The 23,870-nt window shown below is 71.0% G+C and carries 18 protein-coding genes and 1 tRNA gene; 10 read left to right on the forward strand and 9 right to left on the reverse strand.

The features are described from left to right. Positions 1-144: 144 nt before the first annotated feature. Complete coding sequence (gene mobF, locus KDL28_RS24150) at positions 145-4,479, forward strand: MobF family relaxase (protein ID WP_252441769.1); 4,335 nt, start codon at positions 145-147, stop codon at positions 4,477-4,479. Positions 4,480-4,495: 16 nt separating this feature from the next. On the opposite strand, the gene KDL28_RS24155 is transcribed toward mobF, so the two are convergent. The 9 genes from KDL28_RS24155 to KDL28_RS24195 form a co-directional block, all read right to left on the reverse strand. Then, positions 4,496-4,909, reverse strand: coding sequence for a hypothetical protein (locus KDL28_RS24155; RefSeq protein ID WP_252441770.1), 414 nt, complete (start codon positions 4,907-4,909; stop codon positions 4,496-4,498). 354 nt (positions 4,910-5,263) lie between these two features. Next, positions 5,264-7,087 (reverse strand): coiled-coil domain-containing protein, encoded by a 1,824-nt coding sequence (locus KDL28_RS24160; protein ID WP_252441771.1) that lies wholly within the window; start codon positions 7,085-7,087, stop codon positions 5,264-5,266. 200 nt (positions 7,088-7,287) lie between these two features. Next, on the reverse strand, positions 7,288-7,776 hold the full coding sequence (locus KDL28_RS24165) for a helix-turn-helix domain-containing protein (protein ID WP_252441772.1): 489 nt from the start codon (positions 7,774-7,776) through the stop codon (positions 7,288-7,290). Then, positions 7,763-8,683, reverse strand: a complete 921-nt coding sequence (locus KDL28_RS24170; RefSeq protein WP_252441773.1) for a hypothetical protein — start codon at positions 8,681-8,683, stop codon at positions 7,763-7,765. The genes KDL28_RS24165 and KDL28_RS24170 overlap by 14 nt, the downstream gene beginning before the upstream one ends. A 198-nt stretch (positions 8,684-8,881) precedes the next feature. Next, a complete protein-coding gene (locus tag KDL28_RS24175) occupies positions 8,882-10,120 on the reverse strand; it encodes a tyrosine-type recombinase/integrase (RefSeq protein WP_252441774.1) in 1,239 nt (412 codons plus the stop codon). 302 nt (positions 10,121-10,422) lie between these two features. After that, positions 10,423-10,497: transfer RNA gene (locus tag KDL28_RS24180), tRNA-Arg, on the reverse strand. 82 nt (positions 10,498-10,579) lie between these two features. Beyond that, positions 10,580-11,056, reverse strand: coding sequence for an N-acetyltransferase (locus KDL28_RS24185; RefSeq protein WP_252441775.1), 477 nt, complete (start codon positions 11,054-11,056; stop codon positions 10,580-10,582). Further along, on the reverse strand, positions 11,053-11,970 hold the full coding sequence (locus tag KDL28_RS24190; protein ID WP_252441776.1) for a DUF305 domain-containing protein: 918 nt from the start codon (positions 11,968-11,970) through the stop codon (positions 11,053-11,055). The genes KDL28_RS24185 and KDL28_RS24190 overlap by 4 nt, the downstream gene beginning before the upstream one ends. Beyond that, positions 11,970-12,845, reverse strand: coding sequence for a thioredoxin-like domain-containing protein (locus KDL28_RS24195; RefSeq protein ID WP_252441777.1), 876 nt, complete (start codon positions 12,843-12,845; stop codon positions 11,970-11,972). The genes KDL28_RS24190 and KDL28_RS24195 overlap by 1 nt, the downstream gene beginning before the upstream one ends. Positions 12,846-12,958: 113 nt before the next feature. Here KDL28_RS24195 and argS point away from each other — a divergent pair, with 113 nt between their 5' ends. The 9 genes from argS (at position 12,959) to rpmE (ending at position 23,800) form a co-directional block, all read left to right on the forward strand. Then, positions 12,959-14,608, forward strand: a complete 1,650-nt coding sequence (gene argS, locus KDL28_RS24200; RefSeq protein ID WP_252441778.1) for an arginine--tRNA ligase — start codon at positions 12,959-12,961, stop codon at positions 14,606-14,608. Further along, positions 14,605-16,047 (forward strand): diaminopimelate decarboxylase, encoded by a 1,443-nt coding sequence (lysA, locus tag KDL28_RS24205; protein WP_252441779.1) that lies wholly within the window; start codon positions 14,605-14,607, stop codon positions 16,045-16,047. The genes argS and lysA overlap by 4 nt, the downstream gene beginning before the upstream one ends. 52 nt (positions 16,048-16,099) lie before the next feature. Beyond that, positions 16,100-17,437 (forward strand): homoserine dehydrogenase, encoded by a 1,338-nt coding sequence (locus KDL28_RS24210; RefSeq protein ID WP_308216054.1) that lies wholly within the window; start codon positions 16,100-16,102, stop codon positions 17,435-17,437. Next, the gene (gene thrC / locus KDL28_RS24215) at positions 17,434-18,582 is read left to right on the forward strand and encodes a threonine synthase (protein WP_504967683.1); all 1,149 of its coding nucleotides are present in this window, start codon (positions 17,434-17,436) and stop codon (positions 18,580-18,582) included. The genes KDL28_RS24210 and thrC overlap by 4 nt, the downstream gene beginning before the upstream one ends. Further along, on the forward strand, positions 18,582-19,484 hold the full coding sequence (thrB, locus tag KDL28_RS24220; RefSeq protein WP_252441780.1) for a homoserine kinase: 903 nt from the start codon (positions 18,582-18,584) through the stop codon (positions 19,482-19,484). Before thrC ends, thrB begins: the two co-directional genes overlap by 1 nt. An 81-nt stretch (positions 19,485-19,565) precedes the next feature. Then, the gene (locus KDL28_RS24225; RefSeq protein WP_252441781.1) at positions 19,566-20,000 is read left to right on the forward strand and encodes a hypothetical protein; all 435 of its coding nucleotides are present in this window, start codon (positions 19,566-19,568) and stop codon (positions 19,998-20,000) included. 159 nt (positions 20,001-20,159) lie between these two features. After that, positions 20,160-20,705 carry a hypothetical protein gene (locus tag KDL28_RS24230; RefSeq protein WP_252441782.1) on the forward strand — a complete coding sequence of 182 codons (546 nt, stop codon included), beginning with the start codon at positions 20,160-20,162 and terminating at the stop codon, positions 20,703-20,705. Between the two features lie 375 nt (positions 20,706-21,080). Then, a complete protein-coding gene (gene rho, locus KDL28_RS24235; RefSeq protein WP_252441783.1) occupies positions 21,081-23,453 on the forward strand; it encodes a transcription termination factor Rho in 2,373 nt (790 codons plus the stop codon). A 125-nt stretch (positions 23,454-23,578) separates the two neighbouring features. Continuing rightward, positions 23,579-23,800 (forward strand): 50S ribosomal protein L31, encoded by a 222-nt coding sequence (gene rpmE, locus KDL28_RS24240; protein WP_252441784.1) that lies wholly within the window; start codon positions 23,579-23,581, stop codon positions 23,798-23,800. Positions 23,801-23,870: the final 70 nt, after the last annotated feature.

Genomic DNA, 23,870 nt, shown 5'->3' on the forward strand with positions numbered 1-23,870 from the left:
CCGAGAAACAGGAACAAGATCAAGGCGACCACACCTAGGCATCACGATCCGAGGGGTGGCGCCGGCCTTCGGCCGGCGCCGTGACCGCTCCACGAGCCCGACGAGCGTTGTTGATCACTTGATGATCATGACGAGGTGGTCGAGATGCTGAGGGTCAGCCGTGGCTACTCGCCCGAGTACCTCCTCAGAGAGGTCGCCACCGGTCGCGAGAACTACTACACCGGCGCGGTCACCGACGGCGAGCCGCCGGGCCGGTGGTGGGGCGCCGGCGCCGAGAAGCTCGGTCTCACCGGCCTGGTCGACGCGCAGGACATGCGCGCGCTCTACGAGCGGTACCTCGATCCGCGCCACGAGGCGTTCCGCGACCCGGCGCGGTGGGACGAGGTGCCGACGCTCGGCCACACCGGCCGGCGCTACCTGTCCGAGGACGAGTTGTACGGCCAGGCGCTTGAACGCGAGCCGGACGCCTCGGCTGAACGGCGCGCTGAACTCCGTACGGAGGCCGGCAAGGCCGCGCGGCACAACGTCGCGTTCCTGGATGTGACGTTCAGCGTTCAGAAGTCGGTGACGCTGCTCCACACGGCGTTCGAGGCCCAGGAGGTCGCCGCCCGCAACGGCGGCGGCCACGAGACGGCCGCGGCGTGGGGCCAGTTCCGCCAGGCCGTCGAGGACGCGATCTGGGCCGGGAACAACGCGGCGCTCGGCTACCTGGCCGACAACGCTGGCTACGCCCGGGTCGGGCACCACGGCGGAGCGGCCGGCCGGTTCGTCGACGCGCACGATTGGGTCGTCGCCTCGTTCTTCCAGCACGACTCCCGCGACCGGGACCCGCAGCTGCACATCCACAACCCGATCCTCAACCGCGTCGAGGGCCCGGACGGCAAGTGGCGCACGCTCGACTCGCGCGCGATCCACCGGTTCCGGCCGGCCGCCGCCGCGGTCGCCGAGCGGACCACCGAGGAGCGGCTGACCCATGCGCTCGGCCTCCTGGTCGCCACCAGACCCGACGGGAAGTCGCGCGAGGTGGTCGGTGTCGACGCCGAGGCCATGGCGCTGATCTCGTCGCGTCGCCGGGCGGTGACGGCGAAGGCCGACGAGTTGATCGCCGCGTTCGAGGTCCGCTATGGCCGCGCGCCGAACGGCCTGGAGCGCGACCGGCTGTGCCAGCAGGCCACGCTCATCACCCGCAAGGCGAAGTCGCACGACGGCGAGTCCCGCGAGCAGCTGCTCGACCGCGTCGACGCCCAGCTGCGCGGCGAGGTCGCCGGGGGACTGGCCGGCGTCGCGCACCAGGCGCTCGCAGCGCGTGAGCAGGCGCCGGCGCCGCACACCTGGTCGCCGACAGCGGTGATCGAGACGGCGCTGGCCGACGTCCAGGAGCGCAAGGCCGCGTGGACGCGAGCCGACTTGATGCGGGCCGTCAACACCGCGCTCCCGGACTGCCTCGGGCTGCCGGACGGCGCCCGCGTGGCCGAGCTGCTTGACCAGCTAACCGACGAGGGCCTGCGCTACGCCGTCCCGCTCGACGCGTCGCGGCCCGGTCACGAGAGCCTGCCGGCCGAGATGCGGCTCGCCAACGGCGAGTCCGTCTACCAGGCGGCCGGCGCGCGGCTGTACGTCACGCCTGATCACGTCCACACCGAGCGGATGTTGGTCGCAGCCACGACGGCCGGCGGCGCGGCAGCTCTCCCGCCTGAGGTCGCTCGGCGGTTCGTCGACCAGCTCGCCGCGTCCGGCATCGAGTTGGGTCTCGATCAGGCCGCGGCAGTCCGCGGGGTGCTGACGTCCGGCGCACGTGTCGAGTCGTTGGTCGGCCCAGCCGGCACCGGAAAGTCGTTCGTCGTCGGGACCTTGGCCCGCGCGTGGACCGATCCGGAGTTCACCGGTGGCGCCAACCGGCGGGTGTTCGGGCTCGCCACCAGCCAGATCGCTACCGACGTGCTGACGGGCGAAGGGCTGACGGCTCGCAACGTCGCCCGCTGGCTGGCGACGCAGGAGCGGCTCACCGCCGGGCCGAGTAGCTCGCCGGGGCCGGCCGACGAGGACCGGCTGTGGCGGCTGCGCGCCGGCGATCTCGTGGTCGTCGACGAGTCAGCGATGACGGACACCGCCGCACTCGCGGCTATCCACCGCTATGTCGACGCCGCCGACGCCAAGCTCCTGCTGGTCGGCGACCACCGCCAGCTCGCCGCGGTCGGCGCCGGCGGCGGCATGGAGCTGCTCGCTGCGTCGGGCGCACGGTACGAGCTGGCCGAGGCCCGCCGGTTCGCCGCGCCGTGGGAGCAGCAGGCGTCGCTTCGGCTCCGCGCCGGCGATGGCACCGTGCTGCGCGACTACCACCAGCACGGCCGCGTGCTGGACTCCGGAACAACCGACCAGGCCGAGCAGACCGCCACGTCCGCGTGGCTCGGCGACACGCTCGCCGGCCGCCACTCGGTCCTGCTGGTCGACACGAATGAACAGGCGGCGCGGCTCTCCGCGCAGTTGCGGGCCGAACTCGTGCGGCTGGGGCGCGTCGAGGAGCGCGGCGTGCCGCTCGGGCTGCAGGGCACCTACGCCGGCGCCGGCGATCTCGTGCAGGCCCGCCGCAACGGCTGGCACCTCGCCGGCCAGGAGGGCAACCGGCGCGGGCCGATCAACCGCGAGACCTACCGGGTGCTCGCCACCCGCGAGGACGGCGGGCTCGAGGTGGCGCCGGTCGTCGGCGGCGAGCGGATGGTGCTGCCCGGCGACTACGTGTCTGAGCACGTTGCTCTCGGCTACGCGTCCACAGTGCACGCGGCCCAGGGCATCACCGTCGACACCAGCCACTCGGTGATCACGCCCAACACCGGTCCGGCCGCGCTCTACGTCGGCATGACCCGCGGCCGACACGCCAACACGGCCCACGTCGCCACCACCGCGACGGTCGACGACCCCTCCCAGGGTGGCGAACGGCAGGCGCTGCACCGTGACCCGCTCTCCGTCCTGGACTCGATCCTGGACACCGCCGACCAGGCTGCGTCTCGATCCGCGCTCGCGACCGCGACGGAGTCGGCCGAGGAAGCCGAGTCGGTCCGCACGCCGGCCGAACTCCTGGCCGACGCCGCCCAGCTCGCCGCGACCGAGCGCACTGCGGGTTGGCTCGATGAGCTGACCGGCGACGGCCTGCTCACCGGACAGCAGCGGGCGCGGATCGCCGCCGAAGACGGCACGGCGTCGCTGACGCGCGTGCTGCGGCGGGTCGAGCTGGCCGGCCGGGACGCCCGCCGCGTCCTGGCCCGCGCGATCGGCGAGCGCCCGCTCGACGGTGCCCGCAACACCACCAACGTCATCTACAGCCGGATCACCGACCAGGGCCGATTCGACCCGGTCGGCGAGAGCTGGAGGGACTGGACCCCGCGCGTGGACAACGCCGAGTGGCAGCGCTACCTCGACGGTCTGGCTGCGGCGGCCGATTCCCGCGCCGAGGAGCTGGGGCGCCAGGCCGCGTCCGAACAGCCGGAGTGGGCCGTCGAGGCCCTTGGCCCGGTGCCGGATGGTCTCGGTGACCGAACCGAGTGGGAGCGGCAAGCTGGCATCGTCGCCGCCTACCGCGAGCTGCGGGGCGCTGAGGACGGTGCCGACGCGCTCGGGCCGGCGCCGGCGCCCGGCCAGGTCGAGCAGTACGCGGCCTTCCGCGCGGCGTGGCGGACCCTGGGCCGTCCCGAGATCGACCGGGAGGAGATCGAGCTGTCGGACGGGCAGCTGCGGATGCGCGTGCGCGCCGCAGAGCGGGAGACGACATGGGCGCCGCGCTACGTCGCCAACGAGCTGGCCGGCACCCGTCAGGCCGCTGAGCGCCACCGCCAGACCTCCGCGCTGCGGTCGGCCGAAGCGGCAGCGGCTGCCGACGTAGCCGAGGCCGCCCGGCTGCAGCAGGAGGCGACCGACGCCGAGGCGCTCGCCCGGGTGCTCGATGCGCGCGCCGCCGAGCTCCAGGACGTCGACGAGGCGCGGGCGCACTGGCTGGCGCACACGGCCGGCACGCGCGCCGCCGCCGAGCGGGCGAAGGCCGAGCTGAGCGTCCGCCATGCTGACGACACCGAGCCGGAGCCGGTCGTCACCGCCGAGGAGTGGCTCGCCGCGCACCGCGAGGACCTGGCCGTGGAGGACCCGCACCGCCGGATCACGGACGAGTCGGAGTTCGCCGACGAGCGGCCACTCGCAGCGGCCGACGCAGTCGAGACGGGCGTGCCAGACATCCGCGAAGTCGCCGAGCGGGAGCCGGCGCCCGTGAACGAGGACGCCGTCCGCGTGCCGAGCGCGGACGAGACCAGCTCGGCGCTCGACGAGGCTCGGCGGGCGCTGGCAGAGCTGCGGGCCCGCGAGGTTGTCGACGTCGAGGCGGAGCGGCGCGAGCAGCTGGCGGATTGGCAGGCGCGGGACGTCGAGGACAGCTGGTCCGCGGCCGACGCCGAGCAGGCCGCGCCAGACCTCGACCAGGCGGACGTGCGGTAGCCGGCCGACTGAGGCGTCAGGCCGGCGCCGCGGTGGCGACCGAGGCCACCGCAAGCGGCGCCGGCCCGTTGCGCCGCCACGCCCAGCGCAGCGTCGCCCGGATTCCATTGCACCAGCCGGGCCGCGACCGGCAGAGGTCAGGCTGGCGCTCACCGAGGCTCTCCGCGGCCAAGTACTCGGCTTCGATCAGCTCCTCGTGCGCTGTCGTGGCGCTACGGGAGATGGGGGAAGACGCGACGTAGGAGCGGCCGGTGGAGCTGCGCACCGTGGCGCCGGCGAGCCAGCGGCAGGTCACGACGACGCCGGCGACGTACCAGTCGGCGCCGTCGTCCTGTGCCTCCGCCGCCGCCCACACGGCCGCGAACTCCTCGCGCCGCACCCGCAGATTGTCGAGCGGGATGCGGGAGACGTGCTGCTCCGTCACGCGCATCCCTCCAGGGTGGCAGCGGCGTCCGACAAGCCACGACGTCCGAGCGGGGTTGACCGGACCGCCGGATGGGTGGTCGCGGCTATGCGCTCAAGGCCGCGCGGGCCGAGGAACTGCTGGTGGACGCCTTCGGCGCCTACCTGCCGTGGTGGGGTGGATGGCCCTTCCTCAGTGGCCGCAATCGTGGCCGTCGCTCGTCACACGTCAAGGTCGTACGTCCTCGCTTCGCTCCGGGCGCTCCACCTTGACCTGCTCCTCATCGACGGCGGTTCGGCCTGGACGGAGGAAAGGCGGGGTCTGAGGGAGGGGTAATTGTCAGTCCCAGCTCAACCTGCGTGACCCGGCCCATCGGGCTATTTATGTGACCGGCAAAAGAATCTTCGTTCGCGAGGGGAACGATATCAAACGGTGACGTATTCCTGCGAGCATGGCAACAAGTGAGGCCTCCTCCTCGCTTGTTGCGAAGATTATCTGAGCGCCACTGTTGCCATCTGATGCGGCTCGCGACAGTAGTGCCTGAAAGCTGAACCTACTCGTCTCTTGTTGGCGAGGTTCGTCGAAGAGTAGAAGTGACGGGTGGTTAGTCTCGTACCGTTGCCCAGTTTCCAGTATTGCCAGAAGGTAGGCCCAGATGACACGCACCATATCGCTTGCGGAGAGGTCAAACCCCAGATCGAAGCCTTCATGTATGGGACGGTACGTGTCCAATGAAACTTCAAGTGAGTTCGGGTCCAATGAGCTAAATCCATAGCTCAAGAGCTGCTGCCTGAGCGCCCCCTGAAGATAGTTAAGCTTACCAATGTCTTGCTGGCTTAGGTCGCGATTCAATTCGGCAAGAAGTTCGCGATTCTTCCTGAGTTGCTCAGCGCGCGACTGCAGGTTTTTGGTTGCGACTGTAACCTGGTCTCGCAGGCTTCGAAGTGCAACAAGCCGGTCTTCGATTCGCACACGTTCCGTGGCTTCTTCAATTGAAGGCATTGCCGAAGGTGCGACGAGCAGGTCTTTAACTGTGCGGATCCTGCGCCGGAGTTCGGCTGCCTCATCGCGGAGGCGGGTTAACCGCACCTCTTCGCTCTCGCGTCTCCGCAGCTCATCCGATCGCATTGCCCGGTAGGTCTTTAGCTCCTGTTCGATGAATGCAATATTCTCATCTTCCGTCATGGAACTGTTGGTCACGTCGAAGCCATCGGGCAATTCTTGCTCGCATGTTGGACATGTCAAATCGACGGTCAACGCCTCGACGTTTTCGCCGCCGAGCCGCCGAAGAGTGGCGGCATCTTTGTGGCGCTGCAGGTCTTCCTCTAGGACGGCTACTCGGATGTCAAGACTTGCGACACGAGCATGTGCCTCCTCGTGAGCGGTGACAGCCTGCTGCAATGCGATGGTCAGAGTCGTGTATTGATCGCCGACGCCTTCGAGGTCTGCTTCGAGCACGGCGGCATTCTCGCCGACAGTCGATACGGGTCGTGTTCGTAGTTCTTCGAGCCGCGCCTCCTGTCTGTTTATTTCTTCATCGATGCTGTGCCAGTCCTGGTTGCTAGGGACGACCGCCTGGGCCTGTACATTGCTGGGGGTTGTGGCGGGTCGGCTATAACTGCCTCGCAGGATGGCGCCGGAATTCCGGGCAACTGCCTCAATCTCTGCAACTATTGTGCGCCACTCATTACTTATGATTGATGCGGCCGCCTCTAGTCGTTGGCGTTGAAGTACAATTTTGTATGAGTCGAGGCCGAGTACGAACTCGGCAGATCGCTTGCCAACATCTCTAATTTGGTAATGATTGGGGATGCGTGCTTGAATGCCGGACCAGCCGCGCTTCTGTTCCACAAAGAAGTACGGAAACAAGCATTCAAGATATAGCGGGCCCTCGCTTCCGTCATTTCTAGCTACGCGAGGCAGATCCCATCCTACAAAGCGGGCAAGCTCGAAATGAAAGCCTGCCTCGCGTTGAGCGCCCCCACTCCTTCCTACGAAGTAGTCTCGCCGAATCCGAATCTTCTGTCCGGTATCGCCTGCAATTGATCGAGTCCGTGTCGTCTCGATCAGAGATTTATCTTTGTCTGCACTGACGACGGCGCGACGAGCCGTCATTCTTTCGCCGGCTTCATTCTGGATCTCAAGGGAAACCCACGACTCCAAGACGGCTAAATTGACACCGGCAACCTCAATCGCATCAGTCATTGCATGAGGAAGGGGGACAACCCGACGAGGGTTCAGCATGCCTTCCAGGCCCAAGGCGTATATGACGCCCTGCATGCATGTGGATTTGCCGCTTGAGTTGTCGGCGCGAAGAACGTTGAGGCCGTCATCAAACGTAAGGTCGGTCCCGAAGAGCCCAGATTCCGTTCGAACTCTGAGTTCGAGACGCCGCAGTCGGAGCATCATTTCCGTGCCGCCAAGATTGCGTTGAACTCTTTTTGTGTGATACGCATTGGTAGTCGATCCAGGAAGGTCTTCTCGGCCTGAAATAGATTGGGATTTCTGCTAACTAGACGACCTAACGCTTTCCCATCATCGGTCAGGCGGACCGTGCCATTCGCTTGCTGCTTGACTAGGCCGAGAGCATCCGCAATCTTCACTGTTCGAGTAAGTGAAGGGTCATTACGTAGCAAGACGTCACTGGGGCCTTCTTGTCCTGCAAGGGCGCGCAGCAGGGTTGCTTGAATCAAGGGAGATCGCAAGGACGCCATGAGCAAGTGGAGCTGCTGATTTCCCGCTGCCTGCCCGCGACAGCGCAACAGAACTAGGGCGAGGGCTCCAAATCTCCATGACATTCTAAGGTCGCCAGGAATGGGGTCGGGCCGTTGCCTGAATCGAATAGTCTGCTCGTTGCGGCCGAAGAGTTCCTCGAGTTCGTCAAGCTGACTCACTGTGATCCTCGCCGTAGAATTCCAACGGGCAGCGCATTAGCCAGTCGGCGACCGCGCTCCACGCGATGGCCCTACAAAACGGCTCGCCTAATGTGGGAACATTCTGTTCTAGCTCACGCTGCAGGTCCTTAGCGATCGATGTTACATTCTGTGATGTTGGGCGCCCATCGATACTGTGCTCCAGGACAAGCAGCCTTTCCTTTCGGTATATATTCCTAGTTGCTGACTCCCACTGATCTGGATAACGCGGTCGGAGCGCCGACAGCGTATTGTTTCCGAAAACGTGCTGCGTAATCAAGCTCTGGAGATATTCTTTGCGCCGGATTGGATTCGAGATAATCGCTGATAGCTTGTGATTAGCAACTTCCACCAGCGCTTCGTGCTCGCCGATCCATGAGGCAATGTCCGATTCATCTGGTTCCGCGACTACTACCAGGTCACGTGGTTGCTCAAGAATTTGTCGCCGCTCATCCGCGTAGTCGTCGTCGGTAACAACTACAACCCGGAAGTCATCGTGCAAGTGAGGCAGTTTGTGTTCGCGACATTCTTCAGTCTTTGTTGCTGCATGCTGAACGATCTGGCTCGACTCAAAAACAGGAACAAGAAACATGTAGCGCTTGATTTTTACCGACCCTAGCAACTTGCATAGCTCGTCCTTCTTGCTGATAAGCTTACCCAGGTCTACGGTCAACTTGTCCCGTTGCTTCTCATAGCGTTCTTTAACCGAGGGAAACCCTTGCGTAGCGTAGCACTGGAATGCGTGTCCCGAGAAAGTGAATGCCTCAATTCCTAGGTCGCCACGGTGCCGTGCAGGAACTCGCTGGATTTCATCGGCGCCGTACTTTCGTCGCATTAGGAGGAGGCACCATTCTTCCCAGTCCTCACCGAGCCACTCCTTCTCGGTCATGCGGGTTCCGCGCCGGAGACATCGAGTTGCTGCCTGGCTGCCTCGGCAGACTGACGGCGAGAAGGCTCGAACACGATCGGCATCGTATAGGTCTTGCGTAACTTGGGGCGACTCTTGACACCGTCGGCTTCATGGACTATTGAGTGCCGACTGACTCTAGATCGTGCTCGAACGTGTGTTCGTAATCCAAGCCGATGATCACGCAGTCGGGGACGCGTGCGGTACGACGAGGGTGGACGTCGGCGACACTAATGAGCGCTGACCTCGACGTGTGTGGACGTGCCCCTCTTGAGCCAGGAGTGCTAGCGCCCGGTGCGCTGTTCCAACCGCGACTGTGTGCCGGGCGGCCAGCTCTGCCACCGTGGGCAACGCGTCACCCGGTCGAAGATCGCCAGCCGCAATAGTAGTACGGAGAGTGGCGGCTATCCGTTCATACGGGCTGCTGCGTGAAGCCTGGTCGGCAGCTGGCTTGTGCATGACGGCCGCGATCGTCTGTGCTGCTCGACGGTCGGCCTCGCTCACCCAGGCGGCGTAGACCTTGAGCGTCGTGGAGCCGCCGCTACCGTGGCCCAGTCGACCTGCCACAGTTCGGATGTCAACGCCCGCTGCGATCAGCTCAGTAGCTGAGTAGTGCCGTAGTGAATGAAGTCGAGTACTTCGGAGCTTCAGGCGGAGAGCGAGCTTGCGATAGCGCTGGCTAAGTGCGCGTGGCCTGTACGGTGTTGTTCCGTCAGGTGCTGGGGAGAAGACGAAGGCGTCGTTGCTAAGCGTGCAGCCCAGAGAAGTGCAGCGTTCGGCCCACATGCTCTGATGAGTTCGTAGCAGCCCGATGGTGTACTCATCGAGGGCAAGCCGGCGCCGCTGATTGGTCTTGGTCCGCTTCTCCTTGACTCCGGCCTTTGGCTGGGAGTTGCTGCGCTCGATCGTCAACTGCCCCTGATCGAGGTCTACGTGCCGCCAGCGCAGCGCTGAGATCTCGCCTCGCCGTGGCCCGGTGAGCATGGTGAGCCAGATGAGCAGACCCCACTCCGGGTCCCTCCATGCTGCGTTCAGGAGCGCTGCGGCCTCCTCTGCGCTCGGCGGGTCCGGCTCGGTCGGCTGCGGAGGCGGAGCGATCGCCATGGTCGCCTTGTTCACCCCGAGGTGCCGCCACCGCACGGCCCGGTCCAGCGCCCCGCGGATGATGTAGTGCACCTTCCGCGTCGTGCTGGTGCTCAGCGGCCGGCAGACGTGGCTGGCGCGGGCTCGGCCGGTGCACATGTCGCGGCAGCGGTGCAGGCGCGCGTAGTACCGCTCCAGCAGCTCGGCGTCGAGCTTCGCGGCCTGGAGGTCGCCGAAGACCGGCAGCACGTAGAGCCGGATCAGGTCGTCGTAGCGCTCGCGCGTCGTCTCCGCCAGCTGCACGACGTCGAGCCACTGCTCGACGGCCTGGCGCACCGTGATGTTGGACTTCGGGTGCTGGTCCTCGTCGACCTGGCGCTGCAGCCGGGTGAGGGCCTTCTCGGCCTCGTCGCGGGTCTTGGTGATCTCGCGGAGCCGGGCGCTCCTTGCCGGTCAGCGGGTCGGTGCCGGCGTAGACGATGGCCCGGTAGGAGCCGCTGGGCAGCTGCTCGATGTGGCCGCGGACGCGGCGCTTCCGGGGTGGCATGGACCGGACGGTAGCCACGAGTCGTTCCACGAGCCGTTCCATACGAGGAGACGGTTTGCGATCGTGAACGGCGAAGCCGCTGGTCAGCGTGTGGTGCCCCCGGCAGGATTCGAACCTGCGCTCCCGCCTCCGGAGGGCGGTGCTCTATCCCCTGAGCTACGGGGGCCAACGGGGTCAACCCTAGCGCACCCCCACCGGCGCCTCCGAGCGGGTTGTCCCGGCCGGATCGGCGGCGAGGGCCCGCCTGATCAGTGGGTCGGGGGACGGGACCGGGCCTGCCCGCCGGAGGTCCAGGTGTCGAACGGCCAGGCGTCGATGATCCAGCTCGTCACGGCCGCCCGGAACTCGGCTTCCCGGGTGGCGTGGTCGGCGCGCAGCCACGAGCTCACCTCGGCCTCGGTGCCGGCGGTGCGGTCGGGGTAGAGGTAGACGCAGCCGGCGACCTCGTCGTCGCGGTCCAGCACCGTGTAGGTGAAGCCGCGGCGGTCGTCGACGTCGCGGCGGTGGCGCTGCAGGTCGCGGAGGTTGTCGGCGAGCGTCATCGCCGGGTCCGGCCAGCTGCCGTCGGGGAACTCGGGCAGCGAGCGGATGTGGTCGACGCTGCTGGTCCAGGCCCGGTGGTCGGAGGCGTTGTGCTCGGGTCCCAGCGGAACCAGGAGGTAGCCCGCGCACCCGTGCCGGGCGGGGACGGCGAAGTCCACCGGCACCAGCGGGCGACCGGTCACAGGGGGAGGGGTTGGCCGCCGCGCTCGACCAGCAGCCGGCGCAGGTAGTCGCTCTCCGAGGTCTGCGAGCTCAGCATCTGCCTGGCCAGGTTGCGCAGCTGGGGCACGGCGGCGTGCTGGGAGCCGTACTCCAGCATCGCGGCGCCGCCCTCGTGGTGGCGCAGCATCAGCTGGAGGAACAGCACGTCGAGCTGGGGGCCGGTGGCGGCGCGCAGGGCGGCCAGGTCGGCGGAGCTGGCCATCCCGGGCATGGTGGCGACGGCGCCGGCGCCGCCCGCGTGGTCGTGGGTGGGACCGCTCATCCAGGCCATGTGGCCGCCGATCGGGAGGGCGGGGGCGTTCCACAGCTCCAGCCAGCCCTGCATGCGCCCGACCTGGGAGTTCTGGGTGGTCTCGATGTCGGAGGCCAGCTGGCGCAGGACGGGGTCGGTGGAGTGGTCGCGTTCCCACGCGGCCATCTCCACGGCCTGCTGGTGGTGCACCGTCATGTCCTGGGCGAACCCGACGTCGACGGAGTCGATGCCGGGCACCGTCGGGTCGTCGCGGCCGGCCAGACCGATCAGCAGGCCGCCCGCGGCGCCCAGCAGGAGCAGCCCGACCACGCCCGCGACGACGAGGAACGGGCGGACCCAGCGGGCCTCGCGGGGCCATTCGCCGGAGTCGTCGCCGGGGTCGCCGTAGTCGTCGCGTTCGGGGTCGTCCGGTGGGGGAGGGCCGTCGTGGTCCGGGGTGAGGTCCGGAACGTCCGTGCGCCCGGGGGGAGTGGTGCTCGTCTCCCGCGCGGACTCCGCACGGTCCCCGGTCGCGTCGGTGACGGGCGGCTCGGACCTGCTCGCGGCCCCGTCCGGACGGGCCGGACCCGGCTCGACGGCCTGCCGCCCGGCGGTCTCCGCCGGACCCTGCCCCCGGGCCATCAGCCTGCCGGCGCGGGCGTCGGGACCGGGGCGGCCGGGGCCCCGCCCGTCGCCGGGTCGGTGGCCGGAGCGGTGCCGGTCGGGACGGTGCCGGGCGCGGTCCCGGCGTCGGACACGACGCCCGCACCCGGAGTGACCTCGGCCTGCACACCGGGCTCGGTCGGGTCGGGGATGGGCTGGAACGGCGGCGGGGCGTCCTGGCGGAAGCCGCTCGGGCCGATCTCGTTGCAGCTCGCGCCGGGCTCGGGGTGGGTGTTGGAGTTCACCCGCAGCGCGGCGATGAACTGGTCGATGCGCGGGTCGCCCGCGTCGGCCAGCTTGAGCTGGTGGCCCCAGGCCTGCAGGGAGATCGGCTGGTCGAGGCCCGGGTACGGGCTCATCACCGTGTACGGCTGGTTCTGCACCTTCGCGGTCAGCGCGGCCAGCGCGTCGCCGGTGACCAGGTCGGGGTTGTAGGCGATCCACACGGCGCCGTGCTCGAGCGAGTGCACGAGGTTCTCGCTGCGCACCGCCTCCGGGTAGACGACGCCGTTGCAGGCCGCCCAGGCGCCGTCGTGCGCGCCGCCGATCGGCGGGCTGAACGTGTAGGCCACGCGGATGGTCGGCTCGACGTGCACCCCGCCCTCGAAGGACTGGATCTGGATGCCGGCCAGCTGGGTGGACGGGTCCGGGTTCTCCGCCGTCGGCGTGTAGGCGGCCAGCGCCTGGCGGCGCTCCTCGGCCTGCTGGTTCTGGACGAACGCGTAGCCGAAGATCGTGGCGGCGAAGAGCACCACGACGGTGACGCCGGCGATCAGGCCCCACGGGGGGGCTTTGCGCCGGACCACCGCCGGCTTGACCGTGCGCGTGGCCTTGCTCTTGCTGCCGCTGACCATGAACCGTCCAGACCTTCTGCGAACACGGGCCGTCACCCGGACGGCGCTTGCGGTGGTCGAGTGTAGGTGCGGCACGTGAAAACCCCGTGGGCAGCACTCCCTAGACTTGGCAGGTGACTCCCGCTCTGCTCGCCGAACTGGTCCGCACCACGGCGTCCGACGTCCTCGCCGAGCGCGGCCTCGACCTGGCCGCCCTGCCCTCGGACGTCGGTGTGGAGCGTCCGCGCAACCCCGAGCACGGCGATTACGCCACCAACGTGGCGCTCCGCACGGCCAAGAACGCCGGGGTCCCCCCGCGCGAGCTGGCCGGGTGGTTGGCCGAGGCGCTCGCCACGCGGGAGGGCATCGCCAGCGCCGAGATCGCCGGGCCCGGGTTCATCAACCTGCGGCTCGCCACCGACGCGCAGGGCGGGATCGTGCGCGAGGTGCTGCAGGCGGGCGCGTCCTACGGCAACGGCGACGAGCTGGCGGCGCAGTCGATCAACCTGGAGTTCGTCTCGGCCAACCCGACCGGCCCCATCCACCTGGGCGGGGCCCGGTGGGCGGCGGTCGGCGACGCGCTGGGCCGGGTGCTGAGCGCGCGGGGCGCGAAGGTCTACCGCGAGTACTACGTCAACGACGCCGGCGTCCAGGTCGACAAGTTCGCCGAGTCGCTGCTGGCCGCCGCGCTGGGGCAGCCGACCCCGGAGGACGGCTACGCGGGCGCCTACGTCGCCGAGATCGCCGCGCAGGTCCTCGAGCGCAACCCCGGCGTGCTGGAACTGCCCGCCGACGAGCGGCTCGCCGCGTTCCGGCGGGCCGGGCGCGACCTGATGATGGCCGACATCGAGCGCACGCTGCACGCCTTCCGCACCGACTTCGACCTGTACTTCTCCGAGCAGTCCCTGCACGAGAGCGGGGCCGTGGAGACCGGGGTCGAGCGGCTCAAGGAGCAGGGCAACCTCTACTCCGCCGACGGCGCGTGGTGGCTGCGCTCGACCGAGCAGGGCGACGACAAGGACCGGGTCGTCATCAAGAGCGACGGCAGGCCCGCCTACATCGCGGGTGACATCGCCTACTACGCCGACAAGCGGGCCCGCGGCTTCGACAAGCTGATCTACATGCTGGGCGCCGACCACCACGGCTACATCGCCCGGCTCAAGGCGGTCGCGGTGGCCTCCGGCGACCCGGCCGACACCGTCGAGGTGCTCATCGGCCAGATGGTCAACCTCCTGCGCGACGGCGAGCCGGTCAAGCTCAGCAAGCGCGCAGGCAACATCCTCACCATCGACGACCTGGTCGACGCGCTGGGCGTCGACGCCGCCCGCTACGCCATGATCCGCTCCTCGGTCGACTCCACGCTGGACGTCGACCTGGGGCTGTGGACGCGCCGGACGAACGACAACCCGGTCTTCTACGTCCAGTACGCGCACGCCCGGCTCGCCTCGCTGGCCCGCAACGCCGCCGACCTCGGGATGGCGCCGGGGGAGGGCTTCGGCCTGCTGGAGCACCCCCGCGAGGGCGACCTGATCCGCACGCTCGGCGAGTTCCCCGCGGTCGTCGCGACCGCCGCCGAGCTGCGCGAGCCGCACCGGGTGGCCCGCTACCTGGAGTCGCTGGCCAGCGCCTACCACAAGTTCTACGACTCGTGCCGGGTGCTGCCGATGGGCGACGAGGAGGTCGGCGAGCTGCACCGGGCCCGGCTGGCGCTGTGCGTCGCCGCCCGCCAGGTGCTGGCCAACGGCCTGGAGCTGCTCGGCGTCTCCGCCCCGGAGCGGATGTGAGGGCGCACCCGGCGGGGCCGCTGCACGCCGACATCCAGGTCCCGGGCACCACCGCGGGCGCGCGGCCGTCCGGTGCGGCGGAGCTGGACGCGCTGGCGGAGTCGGTGTGGCCGCGCAACGCCGCCCGCGGCGAGGACGGCGCCGTGCTCGTCGCCGGCGTCGACGTGCGCGACCTGGCCCGCGAGTACGGCACGCCGCTGTTCGTGCTGGACGAGGCCGACTTCCGGGCCCGTGCGGCAGAGTTCGCCGCGGCCTTCGGAGCGGGCGCGGTGCACTACGCGGCCAAGGCGTTCCTGTGCACCGAGGTCGCCCGCTGGGTCGACCAGGAGGGCCTGTCGCTGGACGTGGCCAGCGGCGGCGAGCTGGCGGTGGCCGTGCGCGCGGGGTTCCCGGCCGAGCGCATCGCCGTGCACGGCAACAACAAGTCCCTCGCCGAGCTCGTCGCGGCCGTCGAGGCCGGGGTCGGCCGGGTCGTGATCGACTCGTTCCACGAGATCGCCCGGCTGGACGCGGTCGCCCGCGAGCGCGGGGTCGTGGCGCCGGTGATGATCCGCGTGACCGTCGGCGTGGAGGCGCACACCCACGAGTTCATCGCCACCGCCCACGAGGACCAGAAGTTCGGCTTCTCGATCGCCGGCGGTGTCGACTCCACCGCCGCCGAGGCCGCCCGCCGGGTGCTGGCCGCGCCGAACCTGGAGCTGGTCGGGCTGCACAGCCACATCGGCAGCCAGATCTTCGACACCGAGGGCTTCGAGGTGGCCGCGCACCGCGTGGTGCGGTTCCTGGCCCAGCTGCACAAGGAGCACGGCTCCGACGCGCTCACCGCGCTGACCACCCTCGACCTCGGCGGCGGCTTCGGCATCGCCTACCGGGCCGAGGAGACCCCGCTCGACGTGCCGCAGCTGGCCGAGGAGCTGCGCGGGATCGTCAAGCGCGAGTGCCACGCCGCCGACCTCGACGTGCCGAGCATCGCCGTCGAGCCGGGCCGCGCCATCGCCGGGCCCGGCACGGTCACCGTCTACGAGGTGGGCACGCTCAAGGACGTGCCGCTCGACGGCCGCGCGTCCCGCCGCTACGTCAGCGTCGACGGCGGCATGAGCGACAACATCCGCACCGCCCTCTACGACGCGGTCTACGACTGCCGGCTGGTCTCGCGCAGCTCCGAGCGCGACGGCAGCGGCGAGTCCGTGCTGAGCCGGGTGGTCGGCAAGCACTGCGAGAGCGGCGACATCGTCGTGCGCGATTGCTGGCTCCCGGCCGACCTGGCCCCCGGCGACCTGCTCGCGGTGGCCGCCACCGGCGCGTACTGCTACTCGATGGCCAGCTCGTACAACCGCCTCCCGCGCCCGGCGGTGGTCGCCGTGCGCGACGGCGAGGCGCGCGTCCTGCTGCGCCGCGAGACCCTCGACGACCAGTTCCGGTTCGAGGTGGCGCCATGAACCCGCTCACGGGGACTCCCGTGGGACGGCGTGTTCGGGCCAGGATCGGGTCGTGACCGCCAACGATCCCGGCAAACCGGTGCGCGTCGCCATGCTCGGCTGCGGCACGGTGGGCGGCGAGGTCGTGCGCCTGCTGCGCGAGCAGGCCACCGAGCTGGCCGCGCGGGCCGGGGCCCCCGTCGAGCTGGTCGGGGTGGCCGTGCGCCGCCCGCAGCGCCACGCCGACCTGGGCGAGCTGGTCACCGCGGACGCGTCGGGCCTGGTCACCCGCGACGACGTCGACGTCGTCGTCGAGGTGATCGGCGGCATCGAGCCGGCCAGGACGCTGCTGCTGGAGGCGCTCAAGGCGGGCAAGTCGGTGGTGACGGCGAACAAGGCCCTGCTCGCCGAGGACGGCGCGGCGCTGGCCGAGGCGGCCGACGCGTCCGGGGCCGACCTCTACTACGAGGCGTCGGTGGCCGGGGCGATCCCGCTGCTGCGCCCGCTGCGCGAGTCGCTGGCCGGCGACCGCATCACCCGGGTCGCCGGGATCGTCAACGGCACCACCAACTTCATCCTCTCGGCGATGACCGAGTCGGGGGCCAGCTACGCCGAGGCGCTGGAGGAGGCCACCCGGCTCGGCTACGCCGAGGCCGACCCGAGCGCCGACGTCGACGGCTACGACGCGGCGTCCAAGGCCGCGATCCTCGCCTCTCTCGCCTTCCACACCCGCGTGACCTCGGCCGACGTGCACTGCGAGGGCATACGCGAGGTCAGCGCGGCCGACATCGCCGCGGCCGCCGGGATGGACTGCGTGATCAAGCTGCTGGCGATCTGCGAGCGCACCCCGGCCGACGGCGACACCCCGGAGTCGGTGTCGGCGCGGGTGCACCCGGCGATGATCCCGGCCTCGCACCCGCTGGCCGCGGTCGACGGCGCGTTCAACGCGGTGTTCGTCGAGGCCGAGGCGGCCGGTCAGCTGATGTTCTACGGCCAGGGCGCCGGCGGCGCGCCGACGGCCAGCGCCGTGCTGGGCGACCTGGTCGCCGTGGCCCGCAACCGGACCGTCGGCGGGCGCGGACCGCGCGAGTCGACTTACGCCAGCCTGCCGGTGCGGCCGATGGGCACCGTGCCGACGCGCTACCACGTCAGCCTCGACGTCGCCGACCGCGCGGGCGTGCTGTCCACGATCGCCGGCGAGTTCGCCCGGCACGGGGTCAGCATCGCCGCGGTCCGCCAGACCGGCGGGCGCCCCGACGGCGGGCCTGCCCGGCTCGTCGTCGTCACGCACACTGCCCCGGAGGCCGCGCTCGCGGCCACCGTCGAGGTGATCGCCGGGCTCGACGCCGTGCGCGGGGTCGAGAGCGTGCTGCGCGTCGAGGACCTGGGGCGAAAGGGAGTGGCCGGATGAGCGAGCTTGCGAGCGAATCATCGGCACAGCGCGGGCTCGCGAGCGAATCTTCGGCGCGGCGGCCCGCTGATCCCGTTCCGGACAAGCTGACCGGCTGGCCGGGGGTGATCGCCGCCTACCGCGACCGGATGCCGGTCGAGCCGGGCTGGCGGATCGTCACCCTGGGCGAGGGCGGCACCCCGCTGCTGCCCGCGCCGCGGCTGTCCGAGCGCACCGGCTGCGACGTGTTCCTGAAGGTCGACGGGGCCAACCCGACCGGCTCGTTCAAGGACCGCGGCATGACGATGGCGGTCACCGACGCGCTGGCCCGCGGCAAGCAGGGGGTGATCTGCGCGTCCACCGGCAACACCTCGGCCTCGGCCGCCGCCTACGCCGCCCGCGCCGGGATGACCTGCGCGGTGCTCGTGCCCCAGGGCAAGATCGCGCTGGGCAAGCTGGCCCAGGCCGTCGTGCACGGCGCGCGCATCCTGCAGATCGACGGCAACTTCGACGACTGCCTGGAGCTGGCCCGCAAGACCGCCGCCGACTACCCGGTCGCCGCGCTCGTGAACTCGGTCAACCCGACCCGGATCGCCGGGCAGGCCAGCGCGGCCTACGAGGTCTGCGACGAGCTCGGCCGCGCCCCGGACGTGCACTGCCTGCCGGTCGGCAACGCAGGCAACATCACCGCCTACTGGTCGGGCTACCGCTCCTACCTGGCCGACGGGCTGATCACCGACCCGCCGCGGATGTTCGGTTTCCAGGCCGCCGGGGCGGCGCCGCTGGTGCACGGGGCCCCGGTGCGCCACCCGGAGACCGTCGCCACCGCGATCCGGATCGGCTCGCCCGCGTCCTGGGCGGGCGCGATGGCGGCCCGCGACGAGTCCGGCGGGAAGTTCGCCGCGGTCACCGACGAGGAGATCCTCGACGCCTACCGGCTGCTGGCCTCGACCGAGGCGGTGTTCGTCGAGCCGGCGTCGGCGGCCAGCGTGGCCGGTCTGCTGCAGTCGGCCGCCGACGGCTCGCTGCCGCGGGGGTCGCTGGTCGTCTGCACGGTCACCGGGCACGGCCTCAAGGACCCGGACACGGCGCTGCTCGCCGCGCCCGCGCCCACCGTTGTCCCGATCGACCCCGGCGCCGTCGCCGACGCCCTGGAACTGCGCTGATGGGCCGACCTTCCGAGGTCCGCGTGCGGGTGCCGGGCTCGTCGGCGAACCTCGGCCCCGGCTTCGACACGCTCGGGCTGGCGCTGGGCCTCTACGACGACGTCGAGGTGTCGGTCGCGCCCGACGGGCTGTCGGTCGAGGTGTCGGGGGAGGGCGCCGAGCAGGTCCCCTGCGACGACACGCACCTCGTCGTGCGGGCCATGCGCACCGCGTGGAACATCGTCGGCGACGCGCCGGCGGGCATCCGGTTGCGCTGCCGCAACGCCATCCCGCACTCGCGCGGGCTGGGCAGCTCCGCCGCCGCCGCGGTGGCCGGCGCGGTCGCCGCCGTCGCCCTGTCCGGGCGCGACCCGGAGCTGGAGACCGACGTCCTGCTGCAGGTCAGCGCGGGTATGGAGGGCCACGCCGACAACGCGGCGGCCAGCCTGCTCGGCGGGCTGGTGGTGGCCTGGGAGACGCCGGGCAACACCGCCGAGCGCTTCCACGCCGTCAGGGTCGACGCCCACCCGGGCATCCACCCGGTGGCGCTCGTCGCGACCGTCGAGTCCTCCACGCACACCACCCGCGGCCTGCTGCCCGACCGCGTCCCGCTGGTCGACGCCGCCTTCACCGGCAGCCGCACGGCGCTGGCCGTGCTGGCCTTCACCCAGCGCCCCGACCTGCTGCTCCCGGCCACCGAGGACCGCCTGCACCAGGGCTACCGGCGCCCGGCGTACCCGGAGTCGGCCGACCTGGTCGACGCGCTGCGCGAGCGGGGCGTGCCCGCGGTGATCTCCGGCGCGGGCCCGACGGTGCTGGCGCTCACCGCCGGCGGCACGCTGCCCGCCGACCTGGACACGACCGGGTTCGCGGTGTGCCCGCTGCCGGTGGACACGGCGGGAGCACGGGTCGAGGTCGGATAGCCACGCGACCGAGCGGGCGCGCCCGACAGCCGCGCCCGATCGACGGACGCCGCCAGGACCCGCTCGTGGCACCGTGGGGAGATGGCGGTCGACCTCGGCGTGCCCGATCCCGCGCGGCCGGTCCGGCCCTACGCCGTCGCGTCGATGCTGGTCGGGATCTGGGCCGGCGCGCTGGCCGCGACCCGCGGCGCGGTCGAGCCCGACGGCGCGCTCACGGCCGTGTTCCTCGCCGTGGCCGTCGTCGGCGCGGTCGTCGCGCGGTTCGGGCTCGGGGTGCGGTTGCTGCTGCGCCCCCACCACACCGACCCGTTGACCCGGATCGAGCACGTGCACCACATCGCGTTCTTCGCCTCGGCCCTGCTGCTGGTGCCGGCGCTGCTGGTGGACCCGGAGCCGGGCGGGGCCACCGGGCTGTGGGTGCCGGTCGGGGCGGTCGTCGCGGCGCCCCTGGTGGTCGTGGGTGCGTGGACGCTGCGGCGCGCGCGGGTGGCGTCCGACACGGACGTCCGGCGCTGACCGCGGCGGCCCGCAGCCGGCCCGCGGGGCGAGGCATCCGCGGCAGCCCATCCGAGATCCCCATCCGGTGGTGTCCCGACCCGAGCGACCGTTCGAGGTCGGGTATCCGGGCGGACCCTCGGACGTTCCGGGAAGGCCACCTTCCTGACCCTCGGGCGCGTGCGCACCGGCATCCGGAGCACGGTGCTCCGCCGGTCGGTCCGACCCGCCGGTCAGGAGTCGCGGGGCGCGGCGGGCACTGGGATGTTCGGCGACGTGGTGGGGGACGCGCGGACGCCGGAGGACCCGCGGACGATCCGCGGTCGCGGCATCCTGCTGGTCCTGCTCGGGCTCTGGGCCGGTGGGATCACGCTCGCGCGCGGTGCGCTCGGGACCGGCTCGATCATCGTCTGGGTGGTCCTCGCCGTCGGGATCGCCATGGTTCCCTACTTCTGGTTCGCCTTGGGCGTCCCGCTGGTCAACCCCGAGCGCGGCGCGGTCCGCACACGCGCGGGCCGCGTCCAGGCGATCGCGTCCGCGGTCACCTTCCTGCTGGTCGTGGCATCCGGCTCCGTCGCCCTCGACATGGCCGGGGTCACGGGGTTCTGGGGCCCCGCCGCGGTCGTGGTCGCTGCGCCGTTCGTGGTCGCGGGGGTGTGGACGCTGCGAGAGGCGTCGACGACCGGTCCGGTGGACGACGACCCGCGCCGGGGGCCGCAGGCCTGAGGGGCGTAGGCTCGTCCATGGGTGCGTGACCAGTAGCCCGTCCGGCTGAGCCTGCGGCGCGCCCGTCGGGGTGGTTGTTGCCGGTGTGACACGCAAGGTCTACTCTCGTCAGCGCAACGGCGATCTGCGCGTCATCCGCGTGACCACTCGAGTCGGGCCCGCCCGGTGCATCTGCGGCAGCCCATCCGAGATCCCCATCCGGTGGTATCCCGACCCGAGCGACCGTTTCCGGACCGGCGCATGATCGCTGCTATTGCCTGTTGAGACGTCCGCGTCGTGCGGAGCACCTCGACATGTCGCCCGGCACACCGTCCGGACGAGTGTGTGAATCCCGCTGACCTGGGCAGAAGGCCCGGTCGGTCAGGAAGGACATCAGTGAGCGAGACCGATCTCGTCAGCTCCGAGACCGCAGCCGCGCCGGCGCCCCGCAAGCGCGGTGGCCTGACCGGCATGGTGTTGGCCGAACTGCGCCAACTCGCCGCGGAGCTGAACATCCCCGGCACCGCCGGGATGCGCAAGGGCGACCTGATCGCCGCCATCCGGACGAGCCAGGCCGGCGGCGACTCCGCCGCCGCGGCGCAGCTCCCGCTGCCCGGCGGCCCCGAGGCCGTCCCGGTGGACACCCCCGTCGCGGAGGCCCCGGCCAAGCCCGCGAGGGCCTCCCGGTCGCGCAACGGCGCCGCTCCCGCCGCTCCCGCCGTATCCGACACCCCCGCCGCGCCGCCCGGCGCCGAGGCCGCCGAGACGGCCGCGGAGGTGGCGAAGGACGACGCCGCCGGTGCCCAGGCCGAGGCCCCGGCCCCGGCCACCGGCACCCGTCGCCGCCGCTCCGTCTCCCGCCCGGCGGGTGCCCCGTCGCGCCGCGCGGCCGAGCCTCCCGCCGAGGCCGCCGCTCAGCCCGCCGCCGAGGCCGCCCCGGAGGTTGCGCCCGAGGCCACCCCCGCGGTCGCCCCGGAGGCGATCCCGTCCGCCCCCGCCGCGGGCCCGGACGTCGCCGCGGCCGCCGCCGAGGCCAGCACCAGCGGTGCCCCGGCCACCAACGGCTCCGCGCACGTGGACGCCCCGGCGGCCGCCGCCGAGGCCCCGCCCGCGCCGTCGGCCGAGGCCAGCGCCGCACCGGCCGAGGCCCCGCCCCGCCGCTCCCGGCAGACCCGGCGCAACCGCGCCGAGCAGGCCGAGGCCGCCGCCCCCGCGGAGGCGGCACCCGCCACCGAGGACGCCGGCGACGAGCGCCCGCAGCGCGGCCGCGACCGCAACGGTCGGGCCGTCAACCGCGGCGAGGACGCCCGCACCGACCGCGCCGACAACCGCGGCGACAACCGGGGCGGGGGGAACCGCAACGACAACCGCGGGGACAACCGCGGGGACAACCGCACCGACAACCGCGCGGACAACCGGGGCGACAACCGCGCCGACAACCGGGCCGAGAACCGCGGCGACACCCGCACCGACAACCGCGGGCCGCGCGACAACCGCCCCGAGTCCGACGACGACGACTTCGAGGGGCGGGGCCGCCGCGGCCGCCGCTTCCGCGACCGCCGCCGCGGTCGGGAGCGCGAGACCGGCGGGCGCACCGGCCAGGGCAACGTCGACACCGAGGTGCGCGACGGCGACGTCCTGCTGCCCGTCGCCGGCATCGTCGAGAAGCTCGACAACTACGCGTTCGTCCGCACCACCGGCTACCTGTCCAGCCAGACCGACTGCTACATCTCGCAGTCGGTGGTCAACCGCTACGGCCTGCGCCGCGGCGACGCCATCACCGGCGCCGCCCGCGAGCAGCGCGAGGGCGAGCAGACCCGGCAGAAGTTCGACCCGCTCGTCCGGGTCGACTCCATCAACGGCCAGGACCCGGAGACCGCGCGCAACCGGCCCGAGTTCACCAAGCTCACCCCGCTCTACCCGAACGAGCGGCTGCGCCTGGAGACCGAGCCGCACAAGCTGACCACCCGCGTCATCGACCTGGTCATGCCGATCGGCAAGGGCCAGCGGGCGCTGATCGTGTCGCCGCCGAAGGCGGGCAAGACCACGATCATGCAGAACATCGCCAACGCGATCAGCACCAACAACCCGGAGTGCCACCTCATGGTCGTCCTCGTGGACGAGCGGCCCGAGGAGGTCACCGACATGCAGCGGTCGGTGAAGGGGGAGGTCATCGCGTCGACGTTCGACCGGCCGCCGACCGACCACACCACCATCGCCGAGCTCGCCATCGAGCGGGCGAAGCGGCTGGTGGAGCTGGGCCACGACGTGGTCGTCCTGCTGGACAACATCACCCGCCTGGGCCGGGCCTACAACCTGGCCGCGCCTGCGTCGGGCCGGATCCTGTCCGGTGGTGTCGACTCCACCGCGCTGTACCCGCCGAAGCGGTTCCTCGGCGCGGCGCGCAACATCGAGGGCGGCGGCTCGCTGACCATCTTCGCCACCGCGCTGGTGGAGACCGGGTCGACGATGGACACGGTGATCTTCGAGGAGTTCAAGGGCACCGGAAACGCCGAGCTCAAGCTCGACCGGAAGATCGCCGACAAGCGGGTCTTCCCGGCCATCGACGTGGGCGACTCCAGCACCCGCAAGGACGAGCTGCTGATGAGCCCGGACGAGTACTCGGTGATGGTCAAGCTGCGCCGGGTGCTGTCCGCGCTGGACGACCAGCAGGCCATCGACCTGCTGCTCACCCAGCTGCGCAAGACCCGCACCAACATCGAGTTCCTGATGCAGGTGGCCAAGAGCACCCCCGGCAACGACGACTGAGTCGCTGCGCCCACCAGCCCCGCCCGGAATGTTCGGGCGGGGCCGGTGGTTGAATGAGCTGTCACGCTCCGGCTCCGGTTCACCCCGAACACAGGGGACCCGGCGTCACTTCGAGAGGAACCCCCGTGCGATCCGGCATCCACCCCCAGTACGTCGAGACGCAGGTCACCTGCGGCTGCGGAAACCAGTTCACCACCCGCAGCACCAAGACCAGCGGCACCATCACCGTCGAGGTCTGCTCCGCCTGCCACCCCTTCTACACCGGCAAGCAGAAGATCCTCGACTCCGGCGGCCGCGTGGCCCGCTTCGAGGCCCGCTACGGCAAGCGCGCCGGCAAGCAGTCCTAGCGCTCCCGACGGCGCCCCCCCGATGCCGGTGGGGGCCGGCCCCCAGTCGGGGGCCGCGGGGGGGGGTGGT

Source organism: Pseudonocardia humida, assembly GCF_023898865.1.
Lineage (GTDB): Bacteria > Actinomycetota > Actinomycetes > Mycobacteriales > Pseudonocardiaceae > Pseudonocardia > Pseudonocardia humida.